Here is a 23,070-nt window from a genome sequence, read left to right on the forward strand (position 1 = left end):
TTAGATTCACCCAACAACTTTCGGTAATCCCAACCGCTCTTTACTGACGGCTGAGAGGTTTTTTCGCAGAAAAAACCGCCCTGACAACTGACAACTAATTATCCAAACCGTGCTTCGTATTTTTCCCAGACTTCATCGGGTAACGGTGTGCTGGCGGCACGGACGTTTGCTTCGAGTTGCTCAACGTTGAGACTCCCGATGTTGTTGCCTTGAATCCGCCCTTCTTTTAGACAGAACTGGAGTGCGAGTTGAAGCAGACTGATTCCTTCTTCAACGCACCATTCCCAAATTGGGTACGCTGCTGCAACATCACCTTCTTTTTTCCAGCGTCCACGTTCAATTTCTGCATCGATATCAACGCCTGTGAGGATACCGCGTAGGATCGACCAGCCGTTCATGACACCGATGTCGGCTTCAGCGGCGGCGGGCAGCACCTCGTCAGCGGCGGTCTGGCGGATGAGGTTGTAGTCGTTGAAGCACAAGATGAGATCGACATCGCCTGTTGCCATCGCCTTGAGATGGAAATCGTGCTGACGCATGCCGTATCCGACGTAGTTCACGAGTCCACGGGCTTTGCACTGGAGCAGCCCGTCAAGCGTGCCACCCTTTTCGAGGGTGGGATCAATTTCTATGGGATCGTGGATGAGCATCCCGTCAAAGTAGTCTACGTTGAGAATTTGGAGTTGGTCTTCGACGTCAGCGATTGTGCGTTCGGCGGAATAGTCAGGTCTGCCTTGTCCGTAGCCGCCCCACTCTGCGGCGGAGTGGCAGCAGAGTCTGCCGGTAATAATGACATCCTCGCGCGGGATCTCCTTCATCGCCAGCCCAAGTTTCCGTAAGGAATCGCCATAACAGCGTGCGCAATCGAAATGGTTCACACCGATGGATATCGAGTGTTTGATGAGTGCGATAGCGTCTTCATCTGAGACGAATCCGAAGTTGTTTCCGAACCCCTGCGTGCCGAATGGAACGACAGGGATACTCAATTCCGTTCTTCCCAATCGTCGTCTCGGAATTGTCGGTAGGTCTTGATTTGCCATAGAGAATTCCTTTCTATTGGTTGTCGGTTCATAGTTGTCAGTACTCAGTACGCTGCGCTTTCAGTTATCAGTTAAAGAGGCACCTGATCAACCACAGCACCTCTTAACTGAAAACTGAAAACTGATAACTCCTTAATACTGATCCGAGCCTTCAAGTGGGAGTGGGACTGCCCAGACGTTCCGGTATCTAACATCGTTGCCGTGGTCTTGCAGACGGAGTGGCCCTGGCTCGGCAGCCTCGCCGACGCTTCCGCCTGTTGACCCAGCCAGCTGCGCGTTATTGATGATGACCAACCCGTTCTGGATGACGGTGATGCGTGGCCCTTCAGTCATCTCGCCTGCGTCGTTGAAACGCGGTGCGCGGAAGGTAATATCGTAAGACTGCCATTCGAGGGGTGGTTTACAAGCGTTGACGAGCGGTGCGAACTGGTTGTAGATTGCGCCACAGTCGCCCATGCCGGGAACGTCAATACCGTAGGAGTCCAAGACCTGAACTTCGTATCGACCTTGGAGGAATACGCCGCTGTTGCCTTTTGCTTGTCCGGAGGCTTCAGGCATATCGGGGCACCTGAATTCGATATGCACGAAGTGATCCGTGAAGGTTTCTTTGGTGATGATGTCGCCGGTGCGTGGAATGACGAGCATTGCGTCGCCTTCGACTTCCCAACCGGGTGCGCTGCCGTCGAGGCTTGTCCAGTTGCTGAGGTCTGTACCGTCAAAGAGGACAACTGCGGATGCTGGTGGTGTTTGTGTCATGAGTTTTCCTTTCGCGTGTTATGCGTTGAAAATAACGATTTTTCACTATTTTAAGGAAAATCGTTTTTTTGTCAAGGGGGTTATCAGTTGTCAGGGGAATAGTTATCAGTACGGTTTTCTGCGAAAACCTTTCAGTAGTCAGTTTTCAGTTAAGAAACACTTTGGTTACGGCGCACGGAGTGTGTCTACTACAGGGAATAGTTATCAGTACGGTTTTCTGCGAAAACCTTTCAGTAGTCAGTTAAGAGGTTACGGCACACGGAGTGTGCCTACTACTTTGCAAAACCGATTTCCGTTGACAAAAACATTTGTGCAAGTATAATGAGAGCAAATCCGATAATGTTCATGAAGGCGCTTAGATGTCCACGCAAGGTCCCAACCTACTCTATATCCACTCTGATCAGCATGACCTCTATGTAACCGGTTGTTATGGTGACCCATTGGTGCAAACCCCGCATCTTGATAGCCTTGCTGCCGAAGGGGTGGTTTTTGATAATGTCTATTGTCCGTCGCCAATCTGTGTGCCGTCTCGGATGTCGATGCTGAGCGGACGCTATCCTCATGAAAATGGCGTATGGACGAACAGCCATATCCTCGATTCTGGGATCCCGACTTTCGCACATGCGATGGGTGCAGCGGGGTATCAACCGGTGCTTATTGGACGGATGCATGCGTTGGGGCCGGATCAGCTGCACGGGTATGCGGAACGTCTCGTTGGGGATCACGGACCGAACTATCACGGTGGCGGCGGTGTCGATCACGGTGAACTTTCTGGAACTGCGGGATCCGCGCGTGTGAGTCTCGAAAAATCGGGCGCGGGACAGAGTGCGTATCAGGTTCACGATGAGGACGTGACGGCAGCGACGGTCGATTATCTCAATCGGCTCGGTGTCCAGAAACGGGCAGGGCTTTTGGATACGTCGTTTTCGATTTCGGTTGGGTTCATGTTGCCGCATCAGCCGTTTGTTGCGCGTCAGGAGGATTATCAACTTTACGAAGGACAGATGACGCTGCCGCGGAATCCTGAACCTTTTTCGGAGACGTTGCATCCGTACTTCCAATGGTGGCGTGAGAAGTGTGGTATCGTTGAGGTTTCCGATGCTGAGATTCTCCGCGCACGCGCGGCGTATTGGGCACTGGTTACGCGGATGGATGTGATGATTGGACAGATATTGACGGCACTCCGAGAAAATGGTTTAGACGAGAACACACTCATCCTTTATAGTTCGGATCACGGTGAACAGGTCGGTGAACATGGGCTTTGGTGGAAACAGACGTTCTATGAGCATTCGGTGAAGGTGCCTGCGATTTTATCGTGGCGTGGCACGTTGCCAGAAGGTGTGCGGTGTAATCGCGTCGTGAGTGCGTTGGATTTGAATGCGACGATGCTCGATGCACTCGGTGCCCCGGCTTTGCCACATTCTCGCGGACGGAGTACACTGCCGCTGCTCCGCGATGAAGATGTGCAGTGGGAAGACACCGCTTTCTCAGAGTATTGTACCGATGATGGCTGCTATCATCGTATGGTTCGCGATGGCGAGTGGAAGTTGAACTACTATCACGGGCAACCGCCGCAGCTTTTCAACTTGAAGGAGGATCCGAACGAATTACATGACCGTGCAGCGGATCCAGAGTGCCGAGACATCTTGGCGGAATTGACACAGAAAGTATTAGACGGCTGGGACCCAGAGCAGGTCGCAGCACAGATGGCAGCGAAGCGTGCAGACACACAGCTCCTCGGTAGATGGGGACGGAACACACAACCGGCAGACCAGTACCGTTGGAATTTGTTACCAGAGATGGATTATTTGGATTAAGGAGAGACAGCATGGCGAACAGTCCGATACTTAAAGGTGCGCGTTTTAGTGAAGAGAAAACCGCGGAGATTGCCGAGCAATTCTTCCGTGATGGGTTTGTGCATATTCCGGGAGTGCTGACAGATGGGGAGGTGAGCGCGATACGGGAGAAGACGGACGAACTTTTTGCGGACCCGGAACTTATGGCGCGAACGAATCCAGACCTTGCGGATGTTAGGTATATCCAGATGGGTGCGCACGCTGAATCCAAGGAATCACTCCCCTTCGTTTTACGGAATACGATTGAATTGGATCCGATCTTCCGGGATATGCTCCTCCGTGAACCGATTCTGAGTCTGGCGGAGGCGATTGTCGGTGAGAACTGCAAGTTTTGTGGGCAGAATGTGCTTCGGAACCTCCCTGGACTCTCGATTGACACGTGGCATGTGGACGGTTCTGTGCATTTTCCTGTCACCGAGGAGATGCCACGCCACGACCCACGCCTACGGATGCCTGTGATGTGGTTTACTGTCCAGATGGCGTTGAACGATATTGATACCATAGAAGAGGGACCGACGCAGTATGTTCCCGGGAGCCACTACTCCGGTAGGCATCCGAACGACCAAGAAAATCCTGAATTTGAAGGCAACAAACCCGTCTCTATTTTCTGTAAGGCAGGCGATATTTACTTACAGGATCCGCAGTGTTGGCACCGCGGTGCGCCGAACTTGTCTAACAAGACGCGCTATATTATACAATCGCAGTATGCGGCGTATTGGGCGTATTGGCGGTTTAGTCTTTGTAACGGGGTGCCTGTGCCTGAAGAGGTAATCAAAAATGCGGATGATCGGTTGATGAGCCTTTTGGGACGGCCGCGTGTGAGTGGTGTGAATTAGTCGTTTAAAGCGGCGGTATATCCGATTTGACCTGATCTTAGTTGGGCACTCTCAAACAGTCTGAATGCCCGTTAGAGGCGTTCAGACCGGAAACCCAAACGAACAGTTTATGCTCCAACGGGACAATTGAGGTTACTATAACAGGACTCACGCAAATTGGGTTCAAAAGCAATATATTTCACCCAAAAATGCCTCGCAGTGAGAGTATTTCAGTTATTTAACCCCCCAAATCCCCCTTATCAGGGGGACTTTAAAAGGAAATGCGTAAGCCCTATATAATTTCCATGTTATTATTTAATCGAAGCACTTATTATTCTGCCTGTAGGTGGATCGCAGGAGCAGGTCATGTAAGTCGGTGAAGGTGGATCCCCCTCCCAATTAACAGGATTCTGATCCCATACCACGTTAACCGATATTGCTGAATCCGTTGTTTTAATGAGGGCTTGAGCAATGTATGTCCTTGGATTGTTTGGATCGATGCGCGAGTTACAGGGCCAGCTGGGGATAGAATAGCAACTTAGGTCATCAATCTCTCTTATCGTTATGTTTCTGCCGCCTGAAGTGATTGTAAATCCAGGGTTGTCTACTGTAGGCGTTCCCATGTAGTTTTCTGGGTAGTACACCGACACTGACCACTCTCCACCGTAGTACATTGCGTCCGGCGTAGGGTGGCGGGGCGGATCTGGTTCCACATTCCCACTGTTACCAGTACCGAGTTGATTGTTTGTTAGCGATGGTGGCGGTGGCGGTGGTGGTGGTGTGTTATCACTGGGCGGATCTTGCGGTGGTGGTGGCGGTGGCGGTGGTGTGTCGTCCGGGTTGTTATTATCATTCGGATCATCGCCAACATTGCCACCAGGCTGAGCACCGGTTTGTGGTGGTGGCGGCGGGAGCGGCTGCTGTTGCGTGTCGTCCGTGGGTGTATCTTGTGGTGGTGGCGGCGGGAGCGGCTGCTGTTGTGTGTCGTCCGTGGGTGTATCTTGTGGTGGTGGCGGCGGGAGCGGCTGTGGTGCCTCATCGGCATCAGAGACAACAATGTCACCGGACGGGACACCGGTTTGTGGCGAGGGATCTTCTTTCGCCTCTGTCAATGTCTCTACAATCTCGGTGGTATCCATTATCTTTTCTGCGCGTACAATTTCCTTGCCTTCATGATAGAACATATAAACGAGTTTTTCTGGATGAATATGAATGATGGGGCCATTGACACTATCTGCCTTTTCTGTGTCTTTGGGGATAAGTGTCAGACATGCTGAATCGGTACCATTCTGTAGGCAAACGAACTCTTCATTAGGTGACACCATATACTGGTCTACCATATCATTAGTTGCCGTCATTGAGCCGGTATAAGGCATATCAGAACAACCGGCTATAGAGAAAAAAGCGATTAGGATACCGCTGATGAAACTTAACGATAAAGATTCAATTTTGCGCAGCTTCACCTTTATGCGCTGAATACTTTCGAGTGTTGTCAAGACATCGACCGCCGTTTTAACACAGTTAGGATGGGACATATCAGTAATTTCTAATTTTGTTTTTGTCATGTACGACTTCTCCTTACATTAATTCTAACGTGAGATTATAAACACAAACGATTAGGACTCATGTTGCGTTTCACTCTACCGACACAATTTTGGCGTTCAATGAATGTAAGAGGGTTTTCGTTAAATGATGATGTACTGCGTTCCGTTGAATTGCGGATTATCACAGATTTCTTGAATTTGGAGTCTCCAATATCTTCCGTTCAACAGATTGGGGAGTGGGCAGATCAATACGGGTGAACGGCACAGTGACTGTGCCTACTACTTTTTAGGGTGAACGGCACAGAGACTGTGCCTACTACTTTTTAGGGTGAACGGCACAGTGACTGTGTCTACTACTTTTAACAAGAGGGAAGGATATGTGTGAAACACCACTTTATTTCAAAACTATTACTGAGATTTCGGAAGATATTGCTTCTAAGCAATTATCGCCTGTGGAAGTGACAGCTGCGATGCTGGCGCGCATTGAGCAGCTTGATAGTCGGTTGCACAGTTACGCCACGGTGACAGCAGAGCAGGCGATGGCTGCCGCACAAGAAGCGGAACAGGAAATTAACGCCGGAACGTATCGCGGTCCGCTTCACGGTGTTCCGATTGCGGTGAAAGACCTCTGCTTTACGAAGGGCATCCGGACAATAGGCGGGGTGGAGGTGCTTGCGGAGCATGTGCCTGCGTTTGATGGTACAGTCATCACAAGACTCGCTGCTGCGGGTGCAATCCTGCTCGGTAAGCTCAATCTGACGGAAGGCGCGATGGGGGGCTACAATCCGAATTTTGATATTCCCCAGAATCCGTGGAACCCCGATCGGTGGACGGGTTCGTCATCGAGCGGTTCTGGTGTTGCAACGGCGGCGGGGTTGTGTTTCGGTTCGCTCGGTAGCGATACAGGCGGTTCCATTCGCTTTCCGTCAGCGGCGTGTGGTGTTGTCGGATTAAAGCCGACGTGGGGGAGAGTGAGTCGTTACGGTGTGCTTGCACTCGCCGAATCGATGGATCATGTCGGACCGATGACGCGAAGTGTGGCTGATGCGGGGATTATGCTGGCGGCGATCGCTGGTTCTGACCCGAACGATCCGACTTCTCTGCCTGCCCCGGTGCCGAATATGCTTGAGCGAATTGGACAGGACCTCCGAGGTGTCCGCATCGGGTTTGATGAGCACTATGCGACGCACGGTATTGACGTTGAACTCGCTGCTGCGGTGCGCGCGGGTGTGGCAACCCTCTCGGCTCAAGGGGCTGAAATTGTTGAAGTTAAATTGCCTGACGTGGATGAATACGTCTCGGTGTGGCCCACGCTGTGTGCTACTGAGGCGGTGGTGGCACACGCGGCCTATTATCCCCTTCGACGGGATGCCTACGGGCCTTGGTTCCAAGGCTGGCTTGATATGGGTGCGAAGGTAACAGGGGCGGCATACGCGAAGGCGAACAATTTACGAGCTGCATGTACAGGGCATCTCAGACGGGTGTTTGCGGAGATTGATGTGTTGGTGTGTCCGTCGATGTCCGCCCCCCCACACGTTGTCACGCCAGAGGTATTATACGGACCGTATGACCCCCGGGACCGGGAACCGAAGTTCCAGCGGTTCACCGTGCCGTTCAACTACAACGGCGCGCCGACGCTATCTGTGCCGTGCGGCATGAACAGCGAAGGGCTACCGTTGAGTATCCAGTTTGTTGGGAAGCATTTGACAGAGCCGTTGTTGTGTCAGGTTGGTCAGTCTTATGAAAGCGCGACACCGTGGCAGGATCTTCATCCGGATGTTTAATTCTACACAAATGTTGAAAAAACACCCAAGTAAATAAATCCTACGGAACTGAAGAGGTTTTTGAAGTCATCAATGTTTTCGCGTAGTATCCGGTTCGGTTAGGAAACCGAACCTACCGGCCTGGGGGTCGCGACGGTTATTTTTCTTAAATTGACACCTATGGTACACCGCAAAACCGAACCTACCGACCTGGGGGTTGCATAGAACACTACTTCTGTGGTAGGCGATACCCCTCTTTTGTCGTTTGGATGCTGTAGAGGCAATGTTCTGCTGTGATGTAGAGGGTCTTGTTCGTTTTGCCGTGTCCAAATGCGACATTGGTGGGTTTATCGGGTGTCTCGACGTAAGCGAGTTCTTCACCGTCAGGTGTGTAAACGCGGACGCCGGGTCGGGTTTCATCGCGCACTGCCACCCAGAGATTGCCCTCTGCATCGACGACCATACCGTCTGGCCCGTCCTGTGGTGCGTAATCAACAAGTACTTTACGGAAAGTTGCGGTGCCTTCCGGCGAGAGATCATAAGCGAGGAGTGCCATCTGTCCTTTATGGGGTTCCATGTCATCGGGGAGGTTACTACCCATGGCGCCGTTGTCGTGACTGATGACATAGAGGGTCTTTTGGTCCGGCGAGACGGCTACACCGTTCGGTTTGCCGCCATCCGTGACAACGAGATGAATAGACCCGTCAGGATCAATGCGATAGACCCCAAAAATGGGTTGTTCGACGGGTTCGTGTCCGGCGTACCGTGGGTCCGTGAAATAGATGCGTCCTTGCTCATCAATCGCGAGATCGTTCGGTGAGTTGAAAGGTTTTCCGTTATAGAGACCGGCGATAATCTCAGTTTTACCGGTTTCCATGTCTGTGCGGGTAATCCTACGTCCCCCGAAATCAGCCCCTTCTGCAACAACCAAGCGACCTTGTGCGTCAAACTCCATACCGTTGGACATCCCACTCGGCGAACGGAAAACGGTTGTTTCACCGGTTTCCGGGTTGTATCTCATGATATGTCCGGCTTGCATATCGGTCTGATCTGTGAAGGTGATGTCGCTGAAATAGACTGTGCCATCTGGGGCGACGGTGGGTCCTTCTGTGAAATGTGCGTCGTTAAAGAGTTCTGTGAGTTCCGCGCCCGGTGCAATAATGGGGTCGCTGTCTGCAGCATTTCCATTCAACGCAGGTGCTAATGCGAGACCTGCAGCAATAGTGCAAGCGAGGGTTTGTGAAACATTTAGATTCGGCATATTTGATCTCCTTTGTCGTTAACTGTAAACAACTATCCCAGCGCGTGTGCCAAAAAGTATACGTTAGCTATGCCGTCTTGTCAACAGAAATTGTAAAAAAATTGCATTTTAATCTAAGTCTCAAGTATAATACAAATTACCCTAAGGTGTAGGGGCGGTGCCTTTTCCTACTCGTGTTCTCGGCAACGCAAATAATACGAATGAAGTCAATAGAAGAGTATTAGTCATGATATAGTGATATGAAAGGAGAGGTCGAGGATGAAATTTAACGCAGTTTTCAAAAAAGTTCCAGAGGGTTACATCGGATTTGTCGAAGAATTGCCCGGTGCGAATACACAAGGTAAAACGCTTGAAGAAACGAGGGCAAATCTCCGAGAGGCAATTGAACTGACGCTTGCGGCGAATCGCGCCCTTGCTGAAGAAGATATCGCGGAGTTACAAGATGTCATTCGTGAACCTATTTCTGTGCGGTTATGAAAAGGCGCGAGTTCGTTCGCCATCTTGAAAAGAATGGTTGTGAATTTTTTCGCGAAGGCGGCAACCATACTATTTATGTTAATCGCCAAACACGGCGTGTCGCACCTGTCCCAAGACACCGGGAATTGAACAGATTCTTAGTGCGGAAAATTTGTAAAAATTTGGAAATTCCGTTTCCATAAGGCTTATATTTACTGAGTGGCGGGATCCTACCACACCTCAGGAACGGTGTTAACCCATTGGATGCGGTCCATGTGTTGCCACGCCTTGTCGGGCATGTGCGTAGACGGCATCCTGAATTTCAAGAATCTTTACTGCATCGGCAACTGTCGGCTCGAAGGTGTCGTCGTTGCGGATTGCGTCAAATGCTTTGCCCATTATCCCCTGAATCCTTGCGCCGTGTGAGATGTCTTCGCTGAACTGCACGCCTTCTGTTGTATGCACTTCAATCAAGGGTTCACCGTTGCGACCATATTGCTCAAATACGGATGCCTTCGTTCCTATGAATCTAAAAAAATGATCGCCACCGCGTGTGCCGGACGGGTAGTTATAACCGGATTCAATAATACCGGTGATCCCGCTCTCCGTGCGTAGTACGCCGATACCGCTATCCTCGACACCTCGACTGTACATGGCGTTAGACATAACCGCACCGACGACTGTAATTGGTTCGTCGCCGACGAACTGGAGGAATGTATCAATACCGTGTGCTGCCTCAACTGCCCAACATCCGCCGCCGGATATGCTCGGATTGTTGTGCCAATAAGAGGGTGTCGGATCGTAACGGGATGGGGGACCGTTATTGAGTCTGCTGTTATATAACGTCAGTTCTCCCAAGCTGCCATCAGCGACCATCTCTTTGACGACACTCACGATTCGGCTTGCCCGGTTCGGTAGCACAAGCGCGCTGAATACACCGTGTTTTTCGGATGCCTCAGCAGCAGGACGGAGCCTATCGGCACAATCTGCGAATGGTTTGTCTAAGAGGTAGGGGATACGTCGATCTACGCATGCCTGTACATGCTCCCCCATTTCAATGTGTTTACCAGCGACAAGCACAGCGTCCGGTTTGCTTGTGTCGAGGCACTCGGCTGCTGTCTCGAATCCGGGACATTGAAAATCGTCGATTAACTGTTGTCGAGGTTTGGGTTCGCTGTCCATAACCGCGACAATCTCGTGTTCGAGTTCTTTCGCGGTGCGTGCCATGCTGCGTCCGTGGTGGCTATAGGAAAGTACTGCTAATTTCATTTTTTAGCTCCTTCAATAGTTTTCAGTACGATTTTTTCTGCGAAAAAATCTTTCGGTTTTCAGTTGTCAGTTAACAGTACTCAGTTTTCAGTTAAGAGGGCTCTTGTAACTGATAACTCTCACTGCGAGGCAAACTGTTAACTGTTACCTAATTCAACTGACAACTATTATTATCTGTAGAACGAATACATCTGTACTCCTGTAAAGAGCCGAATGAGTACCCATATACCGCCTATCATGAATTCACCGAGGATGAGTCCGAGAAAGAGCGGATAGGCTTTGCGATACAGCCGAATCCCGCCGACTTTCAGCAATATCGTTTTGATGCCCCAGCTGAGGAATATTGAGAACCAGAGTCTACCGATCGTCGATTTTTCACCGGCGACGAGGTAACCTGCTGGATGGAAGGGCCAGAACGGGAACACTGTCCGAAGCCACCAGAGGAAGCCGGTGAAGAGTGCGCCGATACCGATGAAAGTCACGGCGGCAGCGTCGGTTTCGGTAGGGTGTGAGATCCAATTTTGGAGGAGGTTGTACCCACCTGTGCCGAGATCACTAACGACCCCGATATTGTATCCGACGAGGAGGTATGCCCAAAACGATGCGAGGATCCCTACCACTGCCGCGAACATCATTGCGACAATGAGTCTGCCGGAACGCATGCCTGATTCCTCGGCGAGTTTGAAGCCTTCGAGTGTATGCGGCATCGGGTTTGCACGGGAACCGCGATTGAAGGTGAGGTAGAGACGCATCATCGTCAAACTACCGTGCGAAAGGATTCGGGTGCCGAAGATGTCGGTAAGGATACCGTGCGGTGTTGCATAGGTGCGAATCGTCGGCGGACCGACTTCGGCACGGATACGGGTGAGACTCATGGATAAGAGGTAGTAAATAAGGAAATAGAGACCGATTGTCCAAATTGCCATCCCACCTCGGTGTGAAAAGACGAATAGAAATATCAACCCACCCACTAATCCGAATGCTGCCCAGCGGTAGCGCATCGGTTCTCTGCTGTCGTCGATTTCACCGGGTGAGTGGTACCCCCGAAAGATATGCTTCGCAACGCGAAGAAAGAAGCGTCGTCCGCCCCAGAGCGCGAAGCAGGAGAGTACGAGGTAGCCCCCCATTATCTGTTGCCAGTCGTAAGGGAACCCCGGCATGATATCGAGTCCAAGCGCGCTGCCCAATATCCGTTCTGCTTTCCAGAACCAATAGAAGAACCAGACAGAAAATGACATCTCTAACGGCATTAGGTAGGCGAGTCCGACAGCGAATGAGCGGATATAGATAGGTGTCCAACCGATAGAGTTCCACGGTTTTTGGGTGAAGTATTGACCGATCTCGGCGTGCCGTACTGGGATTTCGGGGAGTTCAGGGAAGAGGACATGTATACCGTTGATGAGGTTGATGCCGCCTGCAATCGCGAATCCGAGCCACATCATTTTTGACTTGAAGAGTCGTCCATCAAGCCTCGTCATCTCCAGTGGCAGCTGCACAATCGGATAGGATAGCCGTTCACTCTCAATCCACTGTTTTCGGAGGAAAACGTCGATACAGATCATCACCCAGATAAGGACGGTCAGAAACACCGTCCACCAGAGGATAGGACGTAGCCATCCGAGCAGATGTACCTTCCGATAAACCGTGCTTTCGCCATCGTAAAACAATTTTAGGCTTGCTTCGTTGTTAGAGGTCAGCCACGCGGGTAGGTGTCGCCAGAAAAGTTGTTTCCATTCGTTTTCGGGGGTTGCGAACCAGTAACCGTCCGAGATTGTCGGGATGACGGTTTGCATCATATCGTGCCCGGCAATTGCGGAAGAGAGCGAGAGCATGGCGAAGATCGTCAGCAGTTCACCCTGTCTGAAAGCGAACTTTGGCAGGAACCGCTTTAGCAGTAGGTTGAACGGGATGAGTACCATCAACGTGATAACCACGTTGTAGATGAGCGACATCGTGGTCGGGAGGGTACTCCAGAATTTGAGGTGGTTTGCCATGATGAAGTAGGTATTCACCGGAATCAGTAGCAAACCGAGTGCAATGGCACGAAAGGTTACGCCCGGATGGGGAGCTTGGTTTTTCAAGGTCGCGTCTGGCATATAGGGGTTGAACTTGGGGTTTATTGTGATATGTTTTATTGAACGTTGAATAGATGCTGGATTGTCCTACTATGAACTTAATTTCCTAAGGGTTATGATTTTAATTTTCCCACAGCAAAGTGTCTATTTTGACGCGGATAACACCTAAAACACTTTTTTAAAGTCTTATGATATACATTATATCCGCCATCATTCAGATCGTAGGAAGCGCAATAATGCACGTCGCATTTGGGCGAGTACGCCGCAGAATTGCGCCACTACGAACCAGGTTTCCGTTCATGAGAAACGGTTATTCAGAAATAGTGTTTATTTGAAAATAGCGACGATAATCGAGATGATAATAGCACCAACGGCACACGCGGTCGTTATCCAGTTTCACATTCCCGAAATTGCTTGTTGCTTACCCGTGAGTTCCGATATACCATTCTCAACGGTGCGGAGTCGGGTATCCACTCCATCTAACCGAGTATCCACCCTATCTAAACGCTGATTGATTTCATTAAAACGCTGGTTAACTTGATCAAAGTTTACTCTGACCTGATCAAAGCCGTCTTTCATCACCTGATAGAGTTCTTCATTTGTCATTTCTTCTGTTCTCCTTTGGCTTTTTGATAAAAATTATACCACATCTCCTATTTTGCGTCACCTTCTTTTTTCAATTTCCTTCTCGCTTGCCAGTAGGCGAACTGACGGAGATAGTAGTTGAGGTTTTTGTGGATTTTCTCGAACTCTGGCACGAATGGACACCTTCCGCCGAGGACGATTAGTTCCACCTTGGCACGCGTCATCGCAACATAGAAGACACGACGTTCCTCTGTGAGTTCACTATCAGGACGCGGGAAACGTCGCTCAAGTGTGTTATGAATGAGGATAACCTTTTCCCACTCCCGTCCTTTTGATTTGTGAATTGTTGTTATTTCAGGGGCTGCTGGGTTATTGGCAAGCATCGCTTGAATCTGATCGGTTTCGTAGTTGGTGCGTGCTAAAACGGCGGTTTCTTGTGATGATCCTAACTCGCGTCGTAAAGCAGCTGCGATGGTTTCAGGGGTTGTCTCTACGGTTTTTATGTGCTGTCGCATCGGGTTGTGGGCGCGGAGGTTTTTTCGGATTCGGGGTGCGTTGCGTTTAATCAACGCTCTGGCGTGTTCAACAATGGTGGATGTAGAACGATAATTGCGCGTGATTTCATATTTTGTTACGTTTCGTTGGTTGGTGAATGCCAGCATGATTTCTGAGTTACCGCCGCGAAAGCCGTAAATCGCCTGATCGTCGTCACCGACAGCGAAGATGTTCTCAGAAAGACGTGAAATCAGTTGGAAGTCGGCGGGTGCAATATCTTGAAACTCGTCGACAAGGACGTATGGGTATTTGTCGCGATAGGTTTGGCGGAGGTCGGGACAGGTCTCAAGTAGGTTCGCGGCGTGGATAATCATGTCCTCGAAATCGACAGCGTTTGCTTCGGTTTTGAGGCATTCATATTTTATTGCAAATGCTCGCGCCACAGGGTCGTCAAATGTGGTTGGGTCGAACAGCCCTGTGATGACTTGACGTTTCGCACGCATGACTGTCTCTTTTATGTCGTCGAAACGGTCGCGGAGATTCTCGAAATCGGGGTGTGTGTCGAAATTTTCTTCGTAAGGGATACCGAAATGCTGGCAGAACATCTCAAGGATGAGTTGATTGCTGTACTGCCTCCGTAGCGGATCTGCGCGGTTGAACACGCTTGCGCGGTCTCTGTAGTACGCAATCCAGTGTGCTTCACGACGGTTCGCTTCTCGTCCTTTGACCCGTTCTATCACTTTGAAACTGAATTGTGTCTCGCCTTCATGTCGGATGGCTTGTCGGAGTCTGTCGTTTGATGAATGGTTGAAGTGTTCTTTTTCACGTCGTTCTGGGTTCGTGGTCTGTCCGATGTAGCACTTACCGGTCTCTTTGTGCTCGATTTTATAGATGGCGACCTCGGTTGTGGTGGCTTCGCGTTCAATCTGTCGCCGTTCTTCTGCAATGATTTGGTCAATCTCTCCCGACCAGATTTCGGGGATATGGCTAAATTCTGCGCGTTTATAGTTTTCGGTGATAATGTCTTTGCCGAAGGCGTGGAGTGTACGGATAACAGGTTTTTGGGAGGTTTCAGTTTCGGATGCCGTGAGTTCCCGCGAGATTCGGGTTTCCATCTCTTCAACGGCTTTTCTGTTAAAGGCGATGGCGAGGATCTGTGAAGGTGGGATGTTATGTGTCTGGATGAGGTTCAGGATTCGTGCGGTTACGACTGTGGTTTTGCCGCTGCCGGGTCCTGCGATGACGATTGCGGGGCCTGTGACGTGGTTAACGGCTTTTTCTTGGTTTCTATCGAGTTTCATATTTGGGTAGGTTAATTAAGTGCGAAAACCTCCAAAACTATCGGAGGTTTTCATGCCTCAACACTATTTGATTGATAGTAGTGTCTCTGAAACTTTCACAAAACCCTCTCGCTTATGACAAAAGCCGCTTCCCCAATGTTTCGAGATTTCGTATTTGGAGTTCTTGCTCTTCAGCAAGGAGTGCATCCATTTCTTGCGTCTCTTCCGATTCTAACATTTTTTCACCGTTTAATGCCAAGAGTTCTGCTAAACGTTCTTGTTTTTCTACGGGTAGAGGTTCAAATCCGAAACTAACATGTCCCGTCCTAATCATTTCAGCCACGTCCATCTTTGTACTTAAAACTTCTCCAGTCCCAGCATTAACACGTATTTCTCCAACTTCAACAGGAGGGTCAACATTGGTAAAAATAGGAACTATCCATAAAGGTGGCGTTGATTCTTTAAGAATAGGTTCTTTTGCCATCAAGCATCTACCCGCGCGCTTTCGTAAAAAAGTTAGAGCGGTGTCTCTTACTTCGTCGCGTTCGAGTTGAAACAACACAAAATCTTCAAGTGAAATTTTAGATACTTTTGCTTGTTGCGTCAGTTTTTCATATAGATAGTCTGGTAAAGAAATTGTCAGTGGACGCATATTGAATTCTCCAGCAATAGTTGTGAGCTCGTCTATCTTAACGCAAGTTGCTACCTATTTATAGACATAGCACCCCTACGGGGTGCGGTACCTTAGATACACCGTTTCTATAGACATAGCACCCCTACGGGGTGAAGAAAATACTTGAAAAGTGTTGTTGAAATACGCAGAAATACGCAGAAATACCCAAGCAAAAACACCAAAATCTGTTAGTAGCAACTTGGGTTATCCTACATGAAGTTTACCACACCTGTGCCAATTTTTCAACCAGTATTCAGTCAAAGAATGTTTGACATACATCAAAGCTCTCCTACCAACAGCTGAAAACTATTCCTAATTCATTTCGGGATGCGCCGGACCCATAATAGCAATGCCACGTTCATCGCGCCGATGAAGCCGAAGACGTAGGATTGGATGCCTACCAACGTGTCGAGTGAGCGGATGAGGAACGGACAGAAAATCGGCAATCCGAGTGCAACGCATGTGTAAAAGGTTAGGAGTTTCGCCCCTTTTGCTTCCCAGAAGGTTATCTGCCGCTTTAAAACCTTTAAATACGATTGCTGCCACAGGCGAGAGTTCCACTTCCCCTGCATAAACCCCAGGGCGATTCCTAAACCGAAGCCGAAACTTGACCAACGGAGGTCAATACGAACGTCTTGCGAAATGACGGCAACCCAGAGGAGCTGCCCCAGTACCGAAAGCACGATAAATGCCCAAAAGATGGGCAATTTCATATAGAATGGAAGGAGACGCCGCGACAATTTATCCATTTTTAATTATTAGGTTTCTGCTCCGTTTTTTCCCCCCTTCCCAGTAACGGGTGGGGACCCCTGTCAAAAACGGGTTATCGTTTATAGTAGAGTCTGTAATTACTTACACATCACGGAGCCACAGGCTAACAGCCTATGCTACGAGTGTGAACATATTTTCGGATTTTACTATAATTCGGCAGTTGTCTGGAGATTATAGTAGAAAAAGCGAATAAGGGTGAGGTAACGCCCACAATTCGCTCCTACAGGAGATTCGCTTTGACGTAATTAACAGCGTTTTTGAAGATGGCGAGTCCATCGCCTTCTTCAGAAGCGGTGTCTTGTGTTTCTGGGAGCCGTGTCCAGCGTGGGTGATTCCATTTTGTCAAGAACCGTTCCGGGTGTGGCATTAAACCGAAAATCCTGCCTGTTGCATCACAGATGCCAGCAATATCGGCGTCCGAACCGTTCGGATTGCTCGGATATTTGCTCTCTGCATATCGAAACACAACTTGATTGTGTGTTTCTAATTCAGCCAATACATCTGCTGGTGCAGTGAACCGTCCTTCAGCATGCGCGACGGGCAGATAGACACGTGGTTTGATGCCTTTGGTAAAGACACACGGACTTTCTTGTGTCTCTAAATCTACCCACCGACACTCAAATTTTGCGGAGGTGTTCATTGCGAGTGTCGAGCGTTGCGTCATCTCTGCGGATGCCTCTGTACCCGGCAACAAGCCTGTCCGGACGAGTACTTGGAATCCATTGCATATACCGATGACGAGGTTACCGTCTGCGACGAACTGGTGCAGCACGTCCGTCAATTTGTGTTTCATCTCAATTGCCAGTAGAATACCGGCTGCGATGTCGTCGCCGTAGGAGAAACCGCCGGGAATCGCGAGGATCTGATAGTCGGTTAGGTTAACTTTTCCGGATATGAGGTTCTGGATGTGGACTAACGCGGTCTGAGCACCGGCGAGTTGAAACGCGGTGTCTGTTTCTGCATCACAGTTAGTCCCAGCAGTTCGTAAGATGAGTACTTTAGGTTCCGTCATTTTTATCTCCTATGAATAGAACACACAACTTGCTGAAAAGTTACGAATGCAACGGTGTTTGCCATGCGAATTTAAGAGCATCAATTGAGGTTTCGATAATCGTGTGTCCTGCTTTCCCTTTGATAGTGAAGTTTGGAGCGTCTATGACAGTGCCGAAGTATCCTGTAGGTACATCCGCCATGTGGGTTTCAAAAGCGTCTCGGTGTTGTGGCTCAATCTCTACAATGAAACGGCTGTTTGACTCCGAAAAGAGGAGATAGTCGTCAGCGGTAATCTCGTCGCCTGTGGGAATGTCGTCAAGGTTCAGGGACATCCCGTATCCGCCAGCAAAAGCCATCTCTGCGACTGCCACGCCGATCCCGCCTTCGGAACAGTCGTGGCAGGAACGCACCCATCCATTATTGATGGCAGTGCTGAGGCGTTCCATCGTCAATTTACCTTCATCGGGACGGATAGCAGGTGCGGTGTTTCCGATAAATCCGTGGATACCGAAGTAGTGTGAACCGCCTAATTCAGTGTAGGTGTTGCCGACGACATAGATAAAATTGCCGGGAGCCTTCACATCCATTGTAACGGCGTGACGGATGTCTGGGATGACACAAATCGCGGAAATAAGGAGCGTTGACGGAATCGCGCGTTGCTCGCCGGTTGTTGTGTCGCGATATTCGTTATAGAGACTGTCTTTGCCAGAGATGTAGGGTGTGCCGTAGGCGGTTGCGATGTCATAACACGCTTTCGCGGCGCGGACTAACTCGCCGAGACGGTCAGGTTTGTCTGGGTTCCCCCAGCAGAAGTTATCGAGTAATGCGGTCTTTTCAAGGCTACCACCGACAGCGACGATGTTTCGTAAAGCCTCATCAATCGCTGCAGCGGCACTGAGATAGGGGTCTACGTCGCTATATTTTGGGTTGATGCCGTTGGCGACGATAACGCCTTTCCGACTGCCTAAAACTGGCGTGACGACGCAGGCATCGCTCGGTCCGTCGTTTGCTACACCGACGAGTGGATTGATAACCATACCGCCTTGGACCTCGTGATCGTATTGCCGAATGACGGATTCTTTACTGGCGATGTTCGGACTGGCAAGGAGTTTTCTGAGATCCTCTGTATAGTCTTGCGTTGCTGCGTCTCGGGAGGGCATCTCTTGATGCTTCGGCGGCTGCCATACCGCCTGTTTCACGGGTTTCGGGAGTCCATGGTGCAGGAATTCCATCTCTAAATCGGCGACGATCGCGCCTTGATAAAAAACTTGTAGTCTATGTGTATCCGTGAAAGTCCCGAGGACTGTGGCTTCAACGATTTCTGCCTCGCAGATCTCCATCAGTTCCGATAGATTTTCAGGTGGCACGGCGATGACCATCCGTTCTTGTGCTTCGGAGAGCCAAATTTCCCACGGTGCGAGTCCTTCATATTTCAGGGAGACGCGTTCGAGATGTACCTCGGCACCGACGGGTTCCCCCATCTCACCGACAGCAGACGAGAACCCACCTGCGCCGCAATCGGTTATCGAACGATAGAGGTTACGGTCCCGCGCTTGTAGCAACGCATCGACGATTTTCTTTTCCATGATGGGGTTGCCGATTTGCACCACACTGCCGAGGTTTTCGGAGGTGTCGTCCAATTCAGCGGAGGAGAAAGTCGCACCGTGAATACCGTCGCGTCCGGTCTGCCCACCGATCGCCACGACCAGATCGCCGGGTTCAACGGATTTTTCGCATCTGTTCCTCGGTATTAGACCGACGTTTCCGCAGAAGACGAGCGGGTTCGCGGTATAGCGGGCATCAAACAGGATGGCACCGTTAGCCGTTGGGATCCCCATCCGGTTGCCGTAATCTCGGACACCGGCGACAACGCCTTTAAAGACGCGTTTCGGGTGGAGCGTGCCTTTTGGGAGCTCCGCATAAGGTGTATCCGGCATCCCGAAACAGAAGACATCCGTATTCAGAATCGGTTTCGCACCGAGTCCTGTGCCGAGTGAGTCTCGGATGACACCGCCAATACCGGTGCCTGCACCGCCGTAAGGTTCAATCGCTGATGGATGGTTGTGCGTCTCTACTTTGAAGACGAGATTGAATGTTTCATCGAATTCAATGATGCCTGCATTATCTGAAAAGACAGAGACACACCACGGTTTGTCAATATCTTCAGTTGCACGCTGAATATAGGTTGGAAACAGACCGTCAATCTGTTCGGGTTCTTTTCCTTCTTCGGAATAGCGGATAATGCTTTTGAACGTTTTGTGAACGCAATGCTCAGACCATGTTTGGGCGATGGTCTCTATCTCTACATCGGTTGGGTTGCGACCTAACGCGCCGAAATGGGTCTGGATCGTCTTCATCTCGTTGAGATTCAGGGATAGGGTCCCCTCTCGGCTGATCCGCATTAGTTCAGCGTCATCCGCACTTAGGATATCTATTTCGTTAACTGTGTTGGACATTAATTTCTCCACTATTTACTCGTTGTCTTCTTGAAGAGATTTTGCTGCAAATCATTGATGATATAAACATACCGCCCTTACAGGGCTGAATCGCTTTCTACAACCCTTTTCTATAAACATAGCGTCCTTACAGGACTGAAGAGAGGTCTAAAACATCTAAGATTTTGATTAAAATCCGGTTCTGTTGGAATGCAGGTCGCATTTGGTCGAGTACGCCGCAAAACCGCACCTACCGGGCCTGGTACCAAGATAGTTGTTTTTTCTTAAAATGACACCTATCGCTATGTTACACGATGCACAGCCTAACAGGCTATGCTACATGGATACGATTGCACAACCTAATAGGTTATGCTACAAGTTGCTGATTTCATTCTTTAAATGAAGCAGTGACGCGTGGGATGCTCTCTTCACAGGCGAAGCGTTCAATACTGGAGGCACCGACGAAGCCGACGGTATCCGTTTTCTCGTTGATAAATGCCGTCCTTAGGTTTGGAATGTAGACCCTACTCTCGTGTATCAGACCAAAGTCTATCGCTCCCTTTTTAGTGCGCCCCACAAGGTGGTCAGGTTCATTTTGGCGGAAACAGGCCGAATATCCTCCACTTCTTGCTCAGGTTCTTTGTCGGGCACGGGTGTCAAGAGCCCCACTAAATCATCAAACCCGAGTTCACGCGCTACTTGCAAAGGCGTTTTGCCGCTTTTGTCTTTGATGTCGGGGTCTATACCGTCGCGCGCGAGCAATACCCTAACAACATGGGCATATCTATTCAAAACCGCATGGTGCAGGGCAGTCAAGCCGTCGCCGTCGATGGCGTTGATGTCAAGCTTGTTATCTTCGCGTAAAATTTGCAGCGCATATTTTGCGTCTGCCTGCTTAATTTCAAAGATGAGCGGATACTTCGGCCGGCAGCCATCGGGGGACTTTTCCAGTTCGTAGTTAGGGAAAAAACAGTCTTCGAGTGGCAGTTTCTCGTGGATATGCTTGTAGAGCCAGATGATGCCGTTTTCGTCATCCTTGCCAATACCGCCAAGTGGGTCAGCTTGAAAGTTAAGGTGAGACATGATTGAGGCGGGTTGTGTGCCCACGGTGGCCCGGAGTCTTCCCGTGCTAACGTCAGGTTTCTCCAGTCTACCGACATAGGTGTCTCCTAAACCAAAGGTGTGTCCTATCTCGTGTAAGAGGGTTCTTTTGAAGAGTCCGTTTATTGCGCTACCCGTGCGCATTTCGACTCCAGGCGTTAGTATAAGTCCTTTAGAAATCACTATTGCTCTAGAAGCTCTCTCTTCGTTGACACAATTCACAACTATCCTCAGATCCTCCTCGCGCAGATCCTCCCTGTGCCGAGCCTCCTTGTGCAGATCCTCCCTGTGCAGAACCCCCCTGTGCTTGTATCGGAAGTCATTGACTATCGGTTGCGCGGTGTTCATGTCGCGCAGGGGTTGGAGCCACAGCTGCAAGGCGGTGGTGATTGCCTTTTCCAGTTCCGCGGCATTTTTTTCATCTTCTGGGCGGCAGTCGTCGAGATACACGTAACCGATGATCCAGTGATCCTTATGCACTACATGTATCATGAGGTGATGTCGTATCTTGAGCGTATGTTCCAGCGAGCTGAAGCCTTGCACTGATAGGACAATGCTAAAGAGCAGGCATCCTACCAGCACGCCTATAAAGAAAAGGTTGTTTTTTTTCCAAAGGTTCATTACGGTGTTTTCTCTGTTTGTATATCGCATGTTATAGTAACGCAAGTTGCCACCTATTTATTTCCGCTGCGAAGCAATAGGACCCCTCATGAGGTTTAACAAATAAATTGGGTTATTGTCACTACGCAACGTGCGATGAATCGCACTACTACGAACCGATCTACTTGTTAATCATACGTCTTAGAATTACCCGATTAAATTCTCAATCTTCATCTGGGGTGGGGAAAGTGTCTAAAAAACTGTGTTGAAACGCTCGAAATCCGTTAGCAGCAACTTGGATTATTTAGTAGGTTGGATTTTGCTGTGTTTAATCCAACCTACAGACTGTAATTTGCGTGATCCGACTTTCATTCCTTAAAAGAGGCTGTAACGCGCGGGATGCTCTCTTCGCACGCGAAGCGTTCAATACTGGAGGCACCTACAAAGCCGACGGTGTCCGTTTTTTCATTAATGAATGCTGCTTCTGGTGCTTTTGAGATCGGACCGCCGTGCGCGAGACAGATAACGTCCGGATTTACCGATTGCGCAGCGTCGCAGATTTCTTGGACACGCACGGCTGCATCCTCAAGTGTGAAAGCGGTTTCCGCACCAATTGTGCCGCCTATTGTCGTGCCCATGTGCGCGATGATAACGTCCGCACCGACTTTCGCCATGTTCTCGGATTCTTCAGGGTTGAAGACATAGACAATTGTGAAGAGATCCATCTCGTGGGCAATGCCGATGGTCTCGACCTCTTTGTAGAAACCCATCCCTGTCTCTTCGAGTGTCACGCGAAACGTACCGTCAATCACGCCGACGGTGGGGAAGTTATTTACGCCGTCAAAGCCGACATCGCGAACCTGTTTGAGGAAGTTGCTCATCCGACGCGTCGGGTCTGTGCCGTTGACCCCGGCGATAACGGGTGTCTCTTTGACGACAGGTAGGACCTCGCGTTCTCCCATCTCCATGACGATGGCATTCGCATCGCCGTAAGCCAAGAGTCCCGCACAAGAGCCAAAGCCGGACATGCGGTAGCGTCCGGAGTTGTAAATTACGATCAGGTCTGCGCCGCCCTGCTCGGCGAATTTCGCGGTGATCCCTGTTCCTGCACCGACAGCGAGCAAGTGTTTGCCGCTATCGAGCTCTGCTCTCAATCGTCCTAAAACTTCATCTCGTCTATAATCTGGCATATTTTTAACTTTCCTTGCTTAATAGCCATCAGCCGTCAGCCGTCGGCTGTCAGGTCGGTTTTTTCTAATGAAGATTAAGAATTTAATCGGGTAATTTTTAGAAGTCCGGTTC

21 protein-coding genes are annotated in these 23,070 nt (G+C 49.9%); 6 read left to right on the plus strand and 15 right to left on the minus strand.

What is annotated here, in order from left to right:
* Positions 1 to 98: 98 nt before the first annotated feature.
* Both OXH00_25550 and OXH00_25555 read right to left on the minus strand, forming a co-directional pair.
* Positions 99 to 1,040: an aldo/keto reductase gene (locus OXH00_25550; protein MCY3744394.1), complete on the minus strand. Its 942-nt coding sequence runs from the start codon at positions 1,038 to 1,040 to the stop codon at positions 99 to 101.
* Positions 1,041 to 1,172: 132 nt separating this feature from the next.
* A complete protein-coding gene (locus OXH00_25555) occupies positions 1,173 to 1,796 on the minus strand; it encodes a DUF1080 domain-containing protein (protein ID MCY3744395.1) in 624 nt (207 codons plus the stop codon).
* Positions 1,797 to 2,155: 359 nt separating this feature from the next.
* Between OXH00_25555 and OXH00_25560 the strand changes: the two genes are divergently transcribed.
* Both OXH00_25560 and OXH00_25565 read left to right on the plus strand, forming a co-directional pair.
* Positions 2,156 to 3,613: a sulfatase-like hydrolase/transferase gene (locus OXH00_25560; GenBank protein ID MCY3744396.1), complete on the plus strand. Its 1,458-nt coding sequence runs from the start codon at positions 2,156 to 2,158 to the stop codon at positions 3,611 to 3,613.
* An 11-nt stretch (positions 3,614 to 3,624) separates the two neighbouring features.
* Positions 3,625 to 4,488 (plus strand): phytanoyl-CoA dioxygenase family protein, encoded by an 864-nt coding sequence (locus OXH00_25565; GenBank protein MCY3744397.1) that lies wholly within the window; start codon positions 3,625 to 3,627, stop codon positions 4,486 to 4,488.
* A 290-nt stretch (positions 4,489 to 4,778) separates the two neighbouring features.
* On the opposite strand, the gene OXH00_25570 is transcribed toward OXH00_25565, so the two are convergent.
* Positions 4,779 to 6,032, minus strand: coding sequence for a hypothetical protein (locus OXH00_25570; GenBank protein ID MCY3744398.1), 1,254 nt, complete (start codon positions 6,030 to 6,032; stop codon positions 4,779 to 4,781).
* Between the two features lie 356 nt (positions 6,033 to 6,388).
* Between OXH00_25570 and OXH00_25575 the strand changes: the two genes are divergently transcribed.
* The gene (locus OXH00_25575; GenBank protein MCY3744399.1) at positions 6,389 to 7,795 is read left to right on the plus strand and encodes an amidase; all 1,407 of its coding nucleotides are present in this window, start codon (positions 6,389 to 6,391) and stop codon (positions 7,793 to 7,795) included.
* Between the two features lie 208 nt (positions 7,796 to 8,003).
* Here the strand turns inward: OXH00_25575 and OXH00_25580 are convergent, their stop codons facing one another.
* Entirely contained in the window at positions 8,004 to 9,035 is a 1,032-nt protein-coding gene (locus OXH00_25580; protein MCY3744400.1) for an SMP-30/gluconolactonase/LRE family protein, read from the minus strand.
* A gap of 258 nt (positions 9,036 to 9,293) precedes the next feature.
* On the opposite strand from OXH00_25580, the gene OXH00_25585 reads away from it, so the two are divergent.
* Both OXH00_25585 and OXH00_25590 read left to right on the plus strand, forming a co-directional pair.
* Entirely contained in the window at positions 9,294 to 9,512 is a 219-nt protein-coding gene (locus OXH00_25585) for a type II toxin-antitoxin system HicB family antitoxin (protein MCY3744401.1), read from the plus strand.
* Positions 9,509 to 9,694, plus strand: coding sequence for a type II toxin-antitoxin system HicA family toxin (locus OXH00_25590; protein MCY3744402.1), 186 nt, complete (start codon positions 9,509 to 9,511; stop codon positions 9,692 to 9,694). Before OXH00_25585 ends, OXH00_25590 begins: the two co-directional genes overlap by 4 nt.
* A gap of 49 nt (positions 9,695 to 9,743) precedes the next feature.
* Here OXH00_25590 and OXH00_25595 read toward each other — a convergent pair whose 3' ends face one another.
* The 10 genes from OXH00_25595 to OXH00_25640 all read right to left on the minus strand — a co-directional run bounded on the left by OXH00_25595 (position 9,744) and on the right by OXH00_25640 (position 21,312).
* On the minus strand, positions 9,744 to 10,760 hold the full coding sequence (locus tag OXH00_25595) for a Gfo/Idh/MocA family oxidoreductase (GenBank protein MCY3744403.1): 1,017 nt from the start codon (positions 10,758 to 10,760) through the stop codon (positions 9,744 to 9,746).
* A 170-nt stretch (positions 10,761 to 10,930) separates the two neighbouring features.
* Positions 10,931 to 12,841, minus strand: a complete 1,911-nt coding sequence (locus OXH00_25600; protein ID MCY3744404.1) for a hypothetical protein — start codon at positions 12,839 to 12,841, stop codon at positions 10,931 to 10,933.
* 390 nt (positions 12,842 to 13,231) lie between these two features.
* Complete coding sequence (locus OXH00_25605) at positions 13,232 to 13,441, minus strand: hypothetical protein (protein MCY3744405.1); 210 nt, start codon at positions 13,439 to 13,441, stop codon at positions 13,232 to 13,234.
* 47 nt (positions 13,442 to 13,488) lie between these two features.
* Complete coding sequence (locus tag OXH00_25610) at positions 13,489 to 15,216, minus strand: UvrD-helicase domain-containing protein (GenBank protein ID MCY3744406.1); 1,728 nt, start codon at positions 15,214 to 15,216, stop codon at positions 13,489 to 13,491.
* A 112-nt stretch (positions 15,217 to 15,328) separates the two neighbouring features.
* Positions 15,329 to 15,847: a hypothetical protein gene (locus OXH00_25615; GenBank protein ID MCY3744407.1), complete on the minus strand. Its 519-nt coding sequence runs from the start codon at positions 15,845 to 15,847 to the stop codon at positions 15,329 to 15,331.
* A 338-nt stretch (positions 15,848 to 16,185) separates the two neighbouring features.
* Complete coding sequence (locus tag OXH00_25620; GenBank protein MCY3744408.1) at positions 16,186 to 16,617, minus strand: hypothetical protein; 432 nt, start codon at positions 16,615 to 16,617, stop codon at positions 16,186 to 16,188.
* A gap of 242 nt (positions 16,618 to 16,859) precedes the next feature.
* Entirely contained in the window at positions 16,860 to 17,651 is a 792-nt protein-coding gene (purQ, locus tag OXH00_25625) for a phosphoribosylformylglycinamidine synthase I (protein ID MCY3744409.1), read from the minus strand.
* 40 nt (positions 17,652 to 17,691) lie between these two features.
* A complete protein-coding gene (gene purL / locus OXH00_25630) occupies positions 17,692 to 20,088 on the minus strand; it encodes a phosphoribosylformylglycinamidine synthase subunit PurL (GenBank protein ID MCY3744410.1) in 2,397 nt (798 codons plus the stop codon).
* A gap of 367 nt (positions 20,089 to 20,455) precedes the next feature.
* Positions 20,456 to 20,644, minus strand: coding sequence for a hypothetical protein (locus OXH00_25635; protein MCY3744411.1), 189 nt, complete (start codon positions 20,642 to 20,644; stop codon positions 20,456 to 20,458).
* Positions 20,617 to 21,312 carry an ankyrin repeat domain-containing protein gene (locus tag OXH00_25640; GenBank protein MCY3744412.1) on the minus strand — a complete coding sequence of 232 codons (696 nt, stop codon included), beginning with the start codon at positions 21,310 to 21,312 and terminating at the stop codon, positions 20,617 to 20,619. Before OXH00_25640 ends, OXH00_25635 begins: the two co-directional genes overlap by 28 nt.
* A 114-nt stretch (positions 21,313 to 21,426) precedes the next feature.
* Between OXH00_25640 and OXH00_25645 the strand changes: the two genes are divergently transcribed.
* Positions 21,427 to 21,714: a hypothetical protein gene (locus tag OXH00_25645; protein ID MCY3744413.1), complete on the plus strand. Its 288-nt coding sequence runs from the start codon at positions 21,427 to 21,429 to the stop codon at positions 21,712 to 21,714.
* Positions 21,715 to 22,136: 422 nt separating this feature from the next.
* Here OXH00_25645 and OXH00_25650 read toward each other — a convergent pair whose 3' ends face one another.
* The gene (locus tag OXH00_25650; GenBank protein MCY3744414.1) at positions 22,137 to 22,958 is read right to left on the minus strand and encodes a phosphoenolpyruvate hydrolase family protein; all 822 of its coding nucleotides are present in this window, start codon (positions 22,956 to 22,958) and stop codon (positions 22,137 to 22,139) included.
* Positions 22,959 to 23,070: the final 112 nt, after the last annotated feature.

It is taken from the genome of Candidatus Poribacteria bacterium (genome assembly GCA_026706025.1).
Lineage (GTDB): Bacteria > Poribacteria > WGA-4E > WGA-4E > WGA-3G > WGA-3G.